The sequence below is a fragment of the Hominisplanchenecus murintestinalis genome (assembly GCF_943193015.1).
Classification (GTDB): domain Bacteria; phylum Bacillota; class Clostridia; order Lachnospirales; family Lachnospiraceae; genus Hominisplanchenecus_A; species Hominisplanchenecus_A murintestinalis.
This window is the reverse complement of record NZ_CALPCM010000053.1, coordinates 1-11,135: the sequence shown is the minus strand read 5'-3', so window position 1 is coordinate 11,135 and position 11,135 is coordinate 1. Positions and strand designations below refer to the sequence as shown.

Sequence of the window (11,135 nt, the reverse complement as noted above, 5' to 3'; positions counted from 1 at the left end):
ATAAGAAGTGTATGTTTTGATAGAGTATATCACAACATGCACTTCTTTTCATTACGGTGTGTTTTGTATCGCTTACACTTATTTACACTACCATGTTTTGGAGAGACAAACTTAGAAGAAGATAAATTTATTCAACCTTACAAAATCGTAAGATTCCCCAGGGAATTGTAAGCCGGAGAAATGGCAGTACAGTTCCTTTTTTGCTATACTTTAAGATGTAACATGTAAGGCTGTTTTATGATGAGGAGGTTATGAGCATGGCAATTTTGGAAGTGCGCAGTTTGAAAAAAATTTATGTCCCCAGATTCGGCGGGAATCAGGTGCAGGCGCTGAGCAATGTTTCGTTTTCGGTGGAAGAGGGGGAGTATGTGGCGATTATGGGCGAGTCGGGTTCGGGAAAGACGACGCTTTTGAATATTCTGGCGGCGCTTGACAAGCCTACCAGCGGTGAAGTTTTGCTGAATGGGGAAAATATTACGGGAATTAAGGAGAAGGACATTTCTGCATTCCGCAGGGAGAACCTGGGATTTGTGTTTCAGGATTTCAATTTGCTGGACACATTTTCGCTAAAGGATAATGTGTTTCTTCCTCTGGTGCTTTCGGGCAAGGGATATGAGGAAATGAACTTGCGGATGCGCCCGATCGTGCGGAAGCTTGGGATTACCGATATTATGGAGAAATATCCCTATGAGGTATCAGGAGGGCAGAAGCAAAGAGTGGCAGTAGCAAGGGCGCTGATTACGAATCCGAAGCTGGTGCTGGCGGATGAGCCGACGGGGGCTCTGGATTCCCGCGCGACGGAGGGGCTTCTGCGGGTGTTTGAGGAGGTAAACGAGGAAGGGCAGACGATTCTTATGGTGACTCACAGCGTCAAAGCGGCAAGCCATGCGAAGCGGGTGCTGTTTATTAAGGATGGGGAAGTGTTTCATCAGATTTACCGTGCCACGATGAATGAAGAGGAGATGTATCAGAAGATTTCGGATACGCTGACAATCCTTGCGACAGGCGGTGACAGAAATGAGTAAATTTTTCTATGTAAAGCTGGCGTTTAGTAATATTAAGAAAAATGCCCGTATTTATGTGCCCTATATGCTGACCTGCATGGGGACAATTATGATGTACTATATTATCCGCGGGCTTGCCCTGAACCAGAGTATGAGGGATATCCGCGGAGGGAACGAAGTGCAGATGATTATGGGGTTCGGGAGCTGGATTATCGGGATTTTTGCGGTGATTTTCCTGTTTTATACGAACAGTTTCCTGATTAAGCGCAGGAAGAAAGAGTTCGGTCTGTACAATATTCTGGGAATGGAAAAGCGCCATCTGGGACGGGTAGTGTTTTGGGAGAGCGTGGATACGTTTCTAATCAGCATGGCGGCAGGCGTGGGATTTGGCGTGCTTTTTTCTGAGCTGGTTTATCTGTGTGTAGAGCGGGCGTTGGAATTTGAGATGTCTTTGAAATTTGAAATCGTGCCGCGCGCTATAGCGGAGGCGGCGATTCTGTTTGGGATTATTTTTGTGATTAATCTCCTGAACACGCTGCGCCAGATTCATCTGGCGAATCCGGTAGAGCTGCTAAAAGGCGGAAATGTGGGGGAGAAGGAGCCGAAGACCAGATGGATACTGACGAGCGTAGGCTTTTTGTTCCTGGGCGTTGGTTATTATATGGCGGCTACGGTGGAGAATCCGATTGACGCAATGTTATTCTTTTTCCTGGCGGTCATTCTGGTAGTGATTGCTACTTACTGCCTGTTTACGGCAGGAAGCATCGCTATCCTTAAGTTTATGCGGAAAAGAAAGAACTTTTATTATAAGCGGAATCATTTTATTTCCGTTTCGGGCATGATGTACCGGATGAAGCAGAATGCAGCAGGTCTTGCGAGTATCTGCGTACTGTCTACCGGAGTGTTGATTTTGATTTCTACGACGGTCTGCATGTATCTGGGAACAGAGGATGCCATACGGGTGCGCTATCCCAGGAATATATATTTTGACATGCATGTCTCTTCGAAAGAGGTTATGGAAAATGTACAGGAGATAAAAGAAAAGGTTCTGGCTGCGCATGGTGTAAAATCGGTGGATGAAGTAGCTTACGAAAGGTCCTATTATACAGTCAACCAGTCAGGAAACCATTTCGGAGAGGATTATGGGAATGACAAAACAACAAAGGATTATGCGAATATTGAATGTATAACGCTGCAAGACTATAACCGCCTGGCAGGAAAAGATGTGAGCCTGGCGGAAGATGAAGTGCTTCTTTGTGTGGTATCAGGTGAAGTAGAAGAAAACACGATGTATTTCGGGGATACAGAGTTCCGGATTAAGGAAAAGCTGGAAGAGTTTCCGCTTCCTACAGACAATTTAGGAAATGTGGTGAACACATATTGGCTGGTTCTGCCGGATAAGGATTCGGCAAAGAGAGTGGCCGAAGGGATATCGCTGAAGAGTTTTTGGAAGTATTACTGTGCGTTTGACATAAATGCGGGTGAAGATGTACAATTGCAGGTTTATGAAGATTTGCTGGCAGAACTGCAGGCTTCCGGAATGGAAGGCAGTGTGCGGAGTGCGGCGGAGGGAAGAAGCAGTTTCTTTGCCCTGAATGGAGGCGTACTGTTCCTTGGGATTTTTCTGGGATTCCTGTTTATGATGGCTACGGTGCTGATTATTTATTATAAACAGATTTCAGAGGGATATGACGATAGAGAGCGGTATCAGATTATGCGGAAAGTGGGAATGAGCCGAAAAGAGGTAAAGAGCTCTATCAGAAGCCAGGTGCTGACGGTATTTTATCTGCCGCTGATTGCGGCCGGAGTCCATATTTTCTTCGCTTTCAATATGATTCGTAGAATGCTGTTTGTGTTTGGCCTCTACAATGTCCGGCTCTTTGCAGTGTGTACGGTCACCACCATGCTTCTGTTTGGGCTGCTGTATTGCCTGGTGTACGGCAGGACGGCGAAAACGTATTACAAGATTATTTCTTAAATCCATCCGCCGTCCAGGTGGATGACCTGCCCGGTAAGGTAGTTGTTTTCCGTGCATAAATCTAATACCAGGCTGGCAACCTCGTCGGGGCGCCCCAGGCGTCCGGCGGGGATTTCCATAAGCAGGGCTTCCAGTTCTTCTTCCGTCATAAAGCTGTTCATCTCGGTGTCAATCGCGCCGCAGGCGATGGCATTGACCTGGATGTTACTGGGAGCCAGTTCTTTTGCCAGCGCTTTTGTCAGTGCGTTTACCCCGCCTTTGGTGGCAGAGTAGGCGGTTTCACAGGAAGCGCCTGCTACACCCCAGACGGAGGAAATGTTGATGATTTTTCCATTTTTGCGGCGCAGCATCAAAGGGATGCCGCTGCGGCAAGTGTAGAACACAGAGGAAAGGTTCGTCTGCAGCAGGCGGTCCCATTCCTCAGGGGAGAGATCTGTGAGAAGGCCGAGATGGGAAATTCCGGCGTTGTTTACCAGTAGATCCAGGGAAGAAAAATATTCTGTGAATACAGAATACATTTGTTCTACGGCCAGGAAATCTCCCATATCCCCAACAAATGTGACGCAGGTCACAGGAAAATGGGATTCGATGTATTGTTTTACTTCTTCCAGCATTTCTGCATTTCTATGGCAGGTAATCATCAGGTGATAGCCATTTGCCGCCAGGGTCAGGGCGATAGAACGCCCGATGCCCCGGGAGGCTCCAGTTACCAAAGCTGTTTTAAAACCCATAGTTATCTGCTCCTATCACTTCTTATTTATCTTAGAACGTTTTCTTAAAGTAGGGTCCAGAATTTTTTTCCTGATGCGAAGGCTTTCAGGCGTGACCTCCAGAAGTTCATCGGTGTCAATAAACTCCAGCGCCTGTTCCAAACTGAGAACCTTCGGAGGCGTAAGCTTCAGCGCTTCGTCCGCGGAGGAGGAACGGGTATTGGTCAGGTGTTTCGTCTTGCATACGTTTAACTCAATATCTTCCGGTTTTGCGCTCTGTCCGATGATCATGCCGGAGTAAACTTTTTCGCCAGGACCGATAAAGAGCGTCCCGCGCTCCTGTGCGCTGAACAGGCCGTATGTTACAGATTCCCCCGCTTCGAAAGCAATCAGGCTGCCCTGTTTCCGATACTGGATATCTCCTTTATAGGGAGCGTAACCGTCAAAAATGGTATTCAGGATACCGTTTCCTTTTGTATCAGTCAGGAATTCTCCGCGGTAGCCGATAAGTCCACGGGAAGGAATGGAGAATTCCAGGCGTGTGTATCCGCCGGAAGCAAGGCTCATGCCCTGCAGCTCCCCTTTCCGGAGACTCAGCTTCTGAATGACAGTTCCGGCGAATTCTTCCGGTACGTCTACATAAGCCAGCTCAATCGGTTCAAGCTTCCTGCCGCGCTCATCGGTATGGTAGAGTACCTCCGCCTTGCTGACGGCAAACTCATAACCTTCACGGCGCATGTTTTCAATCAGTACCGACAGATGAAGCTCGCCTCGCCCAGATACTTTGAAAGCTTCTGTGGCGTCTGTCTCTTCTACACGCAAGCTTACGTCGGTGTTCAGTTCCCGGAAGAGACGGTCGCGCAGATGGCGGGAGGTTACATATTTTCCTTCCTGCCCGGCGAGAGGGCTGTCGTTTACGATAAAATGCATGGCAATCGTGGGTTCTGAAATTTTCTGGAATGGAATCGCCTCTATGTGATCCGGGGAGCATAATGTATCTCCAATATGGAGGTCGGCAATACCGGAAATCGCCACGATAGAACCTACAGTGGCTTCCTGAACGTCCACTTTATTCAGTCCGTCAAATTCATAGAGTTTGCTGATTTTGACTTTCTGCTGGGTGTCCGGGTTGTGGTGGTTGACCATAATGCAGTCCTGGTTAACTTTGATCGTGCCGTTATCCACCTTGCCCACGCCGATGCGCCCCACGTATTCGTTGTAGTCGATGGTACTGATCAATACCTGCGTCCCGGCTGTTTCATCACCCTCCGGCGCGGGAATATAGTCTAGGATAGTCTCAAACAACGGCGTCATGTCCTTAGGCTCATCGGAAAGGTCTTTCACTGCGTATCCTGCCTTTGCAGAAGCATAGAGGAATGGGCAGTCAAGCTGTGCGTCTGAAGCATCTAAGTCCATCAGAAGCTCAAGTACTTCATCTACAACTTCATCGGGACGCGCTTCGGGGCGGTCGATTTTGTTGACACAGACAACTACCGGGAGACTTAGTTCGAGCGCCTTGCGCAGTACGAACTTTGTCTGTGGCATAGCGCCCTCAAAGGCGTCTACCAGCAGGATAACGCCGTTTACCATTTTCAGTACACGCTCTACCTCGCCGCCAAAGTCGGCATGTCCGGGGGTATCGATGATGTTGATCTTAGTATCTTTATAAAAAACGGCTGTGTTTTTAGATAAAATCGTGATACCCCTTTCACGCTCCAAGTCGTTGGAGTCCATGACGCGCTCAGCGACTTCCTGATTGGCGCGGAATACGCCGCTCTGCTTTAAAAGCTCGTCTACCAGAGTGGTTTTGCCATGATCCACATGGGCGATAATCGCGATATTACGAACGTCTTCTCTTCTCATAAATAAAAATTCCTTCTTTCTTGTATACATGGGAATGGTTGGCCCCATAATTATGAAATGACTTTAACAGTTTATCACATTTTCATGGGAATACAAGGATTTCTGTGATTTTTTCTGTTCTAAGATGGAGGAAAGCATCATAGATATAATTATACGTAAAAAAGTACAAAGCGGATAGCTGCGGAAAAGAGCGGCGTCCTGCCAGAGAAGAAGAAGGGAGAACGTATAATAATGGCAGATAAGGTTATTGAAAACAATCAGGTATCAATTATGGGGGAGATTGCATCAGAATTCGTGTTCAGCCATGAAGTATTTGGCGAAGGGTTTTATATGGTAGATATCCTCGTAAAGAGGCTGAGCAATTCCAGCGACAGGATTCCGGTCATGATATCAGAACGGCTGGTTGACGTCACGCAGGATTACCAGGGGGAATACATACAGATTCTGGGGCAGTTCCGTTCTTATAACCGGCATGAAGAGAAGAAAAACAGGCTGGTGCTTTCGGTATTTGCGAGGGAAATCAGTTTCGTGGAAGAAGAGAGCGATAAGATGAAAACGAATCAGATTTTCCTGGATGGGTATATTTGCAAAATGCCGGTGTACCGAAAGACGCCTCTTGGAAGGGAAATCGCAGATATGCTGGTGGCAGTGAACCGTCCTTACGGAAAATCAGACTATATTCCATGTATCTGCTGGGGAAGAAACGCCAGGTTTTCCTCCACCTTCGAGGTCGGCGGCCATGTGCAGGTATGGGGGCGCATCCAGAGCCGTGATTATATGAAGAAGCTGGACGGTGACATTACGGAGAAGCGTACTGCGTATGAAGTGTCGGTGAGTAAACTGGAATACAATTAGTGGTCAAATTGTGGTTTGTCGGGCAGGTCATCGTTTACGCCGGAAGTCTGCGGAGGTGAAAGTTCCCATGAATTACGCCGGACGGTCACGGAACCGATAATTTTCCATGTTTACCCCGGACGCCGGGACGCCTGCCATATATCCCACGCGGACGGGGACAACGCACCGGTGAGCTAACGATTAACTCCAACTAAATACGCTCAGGAGAGCCTTCGCGCATTAAGTTTCCGTAAATCGTGGATCTCACCTCTGCTAAAGGCGCCCCCTAAGCGGACACTCAGGAGACGTTTTTAGCAGAGGCGAAATCCGACGCTTACGGAGACTTATGCGCGAAGGCTCTCCTGAGCGTATTAGTCGCAGTTTGCGCGAGTGACGAGCCGAACGGGCAGGCTTGCATGCCCACTCGGCGACCACCGCGGCAGAGAAACACGCGTTGCGTGTTTCTCCGGCGGCTAGTTCGCCGGCGCGTTGTCTCCGTCCGTGTGGGATATGCGGCAGGTTTCACGGCGTCTGGCGTAAGCGACAAACCGCAATTTGCATCTGTGCAGAAATGCTCCAGAAAGAAACATTGCATTTCAGGGGAGTTTGTAGTAATATATAGAAATTATGGAAAGTGATGGAGCTGCCGCAGGCAGCATTTTGAGTTTGGAGAGAGGTGCAGAATGGAGAACGGGGTTGTACATATTATTTGTGGTAAGGGCAAGGGAAAGACATCCGTTGCGCTTGGACAAGCTATCTGCGCGGCGAGTGAAGGGAAGTCTGTGATTATCATCCAGTTTCTGAAGCAGAAACAGACGGAAGAGATTGACTTCATCAGGCGTTTGGAACCGGAAATCAAGTTGTTCCGATTTGAAAAGTCGGACAAGTCTTTTGGAGAGCTTTCTGAAGAGGAGCAGAAGGAAGAGCAGCAGAACCTGAAAAACGGCGTAAATTTTGCAAAAAAAGTGCTGGTGACAGAGGAGTGCGACGTGCTGATTCTTGATGAGATTCTGGGACTGCTGGAGTATGGGATTGTTACGGCGGATGAGATACGCTCGCTGCTTCAGACGAACGACGGGGATGTGGGAGTTATCATGACAGGAATCTATGAAGGCAGGGAACTTTGGGATTTAGCGAACATGGTAACGGAGATGACAACGAGGGACAGGAGTTAGATATGTTATTGTTGCAGCAGATGGCAGTGCTTTTTTTTCTGATGGTGCTGGGGTATTGCATGAGAAAAAGAGAAATACTGAGTGCGGAGACGGCGAAGTTTTTGTCTTGGCTGGTGGTGCATGTGGCGAATCCGGCGCTGATTCTTTCCGGAAGCATCGAACGTACCGGGGCGGCTGCTCCGAAGGAGCTGGGGATGTGCCTGGGGATAGCGGTTCTGATGTTTGTGGGGCTTATTCTGATTGCGGCAGTGGTGACGCCGCTTTTTCGGGTATCCAGGGAGAGTGCGGGAACCTATCGGATTATGATGATTTTTTCAAATGTGGGATTTATGGGATTTCCGGTCATCCGTGCAGTATACGGCAGTGAAGCGCTCTTGTATGCGTCCCTGTTCCTGATTCCGTATAATCTTTTAATTTATACTTATGGAATCCGTGAGATGCAGGGAGCTGGTGCAGAGCGCACAAAGATATCATGGAAGAAAATCCTGAACGTGGGTGTACTGAGCTGCCTGGCAGCTTTGGCAATTGCAATTTTCCAGATACCAACGCCGGATTTTGTGGAAACGGCGGTATCTTCTCTGAGCGGGCTGACGGCTCCACTGAGTATGATGGTTATCGGGGCGTCTATGGCGGAGTTTGACGTCAGGGAGTTGTTTACAGATAGAAAGCTTTTGGCGTTTTCGGCGTTTAAGCTTCTTGTGCTTCCGGTGGCGGGGATGTTGTTTATCAAGCTGTTTGTGGAAAGCGAGATGTTTCTTGGCGTGTGCCTGGTGATGCTGTCCACGCCGGTGGGGAGCATGACGGCCATGCTGGCGCAGCAGTATGGCGGGGACTACGAGCTGGACTCGAAGGGAGTGGCGCTTACAACGCTGCTTTCGGTAGTGACGATGCCGCTGGTGTCGATGCTGGTAGGATGAGGCGAATATTTAGCAGAAGAAGCTTGGAAAGCGGGTTTCTAAAAATACAAAAACCCCGCAGCATATGGTATAGAGCATCATAAGATGCGTACTATTTGCTGCGGGGTTCGTTTGTTTTACGGCATCCTGTTTTGAAGATTTAGCTAAACCGCTGCATGGAAACGACTCTTCCATTCTGGATATAAACATACAGGGTGGAGCCGCCGCTGCGGTATACCCACTGCAAATATCCGCCGCCCCAGTCATTTTTTCTGACGGGAGCGCCCCAGGTAGTTAACTGCGCATCGTGGGCTGACATTCCAGTGTAAATGGTATCTCCAATATAGACTTTGGTTTGTGCGGAACCTTTGCGTTTCCCGAATTTATCGTACAGGACAGCTTTTATGACGGTTCCGGCGGAAGCTTTGGGGTTCAGGGAAATCTGGATGTTTTGCCGCTTTTTGCCTGATTTCAGCTTTTTGCTGTATGTTTTGGATCCTACGCTCAGTTTGAGACGCTCCCCTTTCTTTCCGTTGGTGATGGACATAGAGATGGAGCTGCTGGACTGATAAATCTTCCCCTTCAAAGTAATTTTTCCGGTTGCCTGTTTGATGCGGAGAAATTTACAATTGTAATTATTATTCTTGTCTGTCACCCATACATCAACAGACTTTCCGGCTTTCTGCGGTTTGATTTTTTTAGAGAAAGAACCGCCCTTTTTTACTTTTGTGGTGTATTTCTTCTTGCCGATCCATATTTCAATCAGGGAACCTGACTTTGCGCTGGTGGATCCGGTGATTTTTGTGCTGTCGCTGGTTACTTTATTCACGCGGAGTTTCGGAGGCTGATTTTTTATTCTTACCGATTTTGTGAACGTATAGCCGTAGTTATCTGTAAGGACGACTTTCAAAAGTGTATCAGGCTGCGCTTTAGGGAATGAGCCCTGGAATTTATATTTTACCGAATAGCCTGGATAAAGGGTTTCATAGGAATCTTCTTCGTGTTCATATTTGTAGCGTTCTTTTGATTCATAATTGAGTTTTGCAACCTTACAGGGATAGCGTTTTCCGGCAATCTCTACATATACGGAGCCGGAAAATGGCTCGTTGTCATAGTAGCTGTGAAGGAAAATGCCCCCGTCAATGGAAGTAGTTTTTGCAAACGCATTGATTTCATAAGGCTGGATCTGAACCACATATTGCTGCGGATTGGTGAAGGAGGAATTGTCTGATTCCAGCCAGGCTTTTATCTTACTCCCTAAAGCTTGTTGCGGGTATTTCACGGTGACGGAAGCATTTGCGGAAGCGGCAGTGTTACTTTTGTATACCTTTCCGTTTACTTCGGCGACAATCCGTCCGCCTAGAGGAAGCGTAGTGGTAATCCGGGACGGCAGGATAGAGGAACTATATAGGTTCCATTCATGAAATTCGTTAGTTACTTTATACTTAAGCGGGCAGGAACACCCGTGGGCGTCAGAAAAAGTAAGCGTAATGGATGTTCCATGCTTCTGCCTGGGGTATTCCAGGACATAGCTTCCAGAGGCAGGATTGATATTTGCTGAATATACAGTTCCGCCTATTGTCGTTGATACCTTGCAGGGAACCTGGCCGCATACATTGGGCTTAACGGTTCCGAATGCTTTTGAGGGATATACGCCCTTTTTGTAGAGGGCGTCGGACGAGTAGGAACATGTATCCAGCGCACAGTCTTCCACAGTACGGGTTATTTTCTTAGAGATACTTCCGCAGGCGCTTTCTGTCCATACCGTAACAGTCTCTGCAGTTGTCAGAGGGTAGGTTATGATAGGTTTTGTTTCAAGGTAGGGACAGGATACACCGTAATCAGAGTAGTATAGAACGCCGTCTACTTCTGCACATACGCGCTCGTCAGAAGACAAGTGATGCCCATCAAGCGCGATACCCTCACGGAAGACAGTGACGCTGGGCCAGGAAATAAATTTGTCTTCGATGGCATACCGGCTTGTACTAGAACATCCGTAACCATCGGTGGAGGTAACGCTTATATATATCCCGGGTTCCAGTCTGGGGTATCTCAGGATGAATGTTCCGTCGTTTTGTATTTCGGCTTTGTATTCCTCGAACCCTATTGTAGCAGTAATATCTGCATTCAGGTATCTGGTTTCTCCCGTTAGGTAGCATGGGTATGCATTGACATAGCGAAGACTCATTTCATGAGGCCGGAAATGCACAAAACAGCTGTCACAACGGTTTCCCTCAAGGTCTCGTACCCATACATAATAAAGTCCATCCGTAAACCAGCCGCCGTCGGGATAGGCTACAGTAATACGTTCCACGGCGCTTTTAATGGAAAAAGGGATTTCGATTTTGTCACCACGCTCTTCGCTGACAACAAGGATGGCATCCTGTGGCTGCCTTACGTTTTCAATATTAAAAGTCACTGACTGATGATCCATGGACACTCCGCTTATCTCCCATGCGGCGGCGCCGACGGCTTCGTTTTCCTCTGATGCGTTTGCTGTCAGAGAGAGGCAAAAGAGCAGAGATATGCACGCAAGGGTTGTAAATAGTTTGCGGATATATTTCATGTTTTCATCCCCCTTTGTATGTTTTTTATTTGCTATAAATGAGCAAATTTAAAAAATTGCACAATAAGCCTATGCCACTAAAGCTTTAACCTGCTCAAAGCCAATGTGC

Annotated in this window: 8 protein-coding genes; 5 read left to right on the top strand and 3 right to left on the bottom strand. The window is 47.8% G+C overall.

The window, feature by feature from the left end; genetic code table 11:
* Positions 1-257: 257 nt before the first annotated feature.
* Together NFR99_RS13140 and NFR99_RS13135 are read left to right on the top strand one after the other, a co-directional pair.
* Positions 258-1,025, top strand: a complete 768-nt coding sequence (locus NFR99_RS13140) for an ABC transporter ATP-binding protein (protein ID WP_135976652.1) — start codon at positions 258-260, stop codon at positions 1,023-1,025.
* Entirely contained in the window at positions 1,018-2,982 is a 1,965-nt protein-coding gene (locus tag NFR99_RS13135) for an ABC transporter permease (RefSeq protein WP_251353866.1), read from the top strand. Before NFR99_RS13140 ends, NFR99_RS13135 begins: the two co-directional genes overlap by 8 nt.
* On the opposite strand, the gene ymfI is transcribed toward NFR99_RS13135, so the two are convergent.
* Both ymfI and typA read right to left on the bottom strand, forming a co-directional pair.
* Positions 2,979-3,713, bottom strand: coding sequence for an elongation factor P 5-aminopentanone reductase (ymfI, locus tag NFR99_RS13130; protein ID WP_251353865.1), 735 nt, complete (start codon positions 3,711-3,713; stop codon positions 2,979-2,981). The two genes, NFR99_RS13135 and ymfI, sit on opposite strands and share 4 nt — an antisense overlap.
* Positions 3,714-3,728: 15 nt before the next feature.
* A complete protein-coding gene (gene typA, locus NFR99_RS13125; protein WP_251353864.1) occupies positions 3,729-5,555 on the bottom strand; it encodes a translational GTPase TypA in 1,827 nt (608 codons plus the stop codon).
* Between the two features lie 231 nt (positions 5,556-5,786).
* Between typA and NFR99_RS13120 the strand changes: the two genes are divergently transcribed.
* From NFR99_RS13120 to NFR99_RS13110, 3 genes are all read left to right on the top strand, one after another.
* Positions 5,787-6,410 (top strand): single-stranded DNA-binding protein, encoded by a 624-nt coding sequence (locus NFR99_RS13120; RefSeq protein WP_120486022.1) that lies wholly within the window; start codon positions 5,787-5,789, stop codon positions 6,408-6,410.
* A 662-nt stretch (positions 6,411-7,072) separates the two neighbouring features.
* Entirely contained in the window at positions 7,073-7,564 is a 492-nt protein-coding gene (locus NFR99_RS13115; RefSeq protein WP_135976654.1) for a cob(I)yrinic acid a,c-diamide adenosyltransferase, read from the top strand.
* Positions 7,565-7,566: 2 nt separating this feature from the next.
* Positions 7,567-8,481, top strand: coding sequence for an AEC family transporter (locus tag NFR99_RS13110; RefSeq protein WP_251353863.1), 915 nt, complete (start codon positions 7,567-7,569; stop codon positions 8,479-8,481).
* Positions 8,482-8,620: 139 nt separating this feature from the next.
* On the opposite strand, the gene NFR99_RS13105 is transcribed toward NFR99_RS13110, so the two are convergent.
* Positions 8,621-11,026, bottom strand: a complete 2,406-nt coding sequence (locus NFR99_RS13105; RefSeq protein ID WP_251353862.1) for a hypothetical protein — start codon at positions 11,024-11,026, stop codon at positions 8,621-8,623.
* Positions 11,027-11,135: the final 109 nt, after the last annotated feature.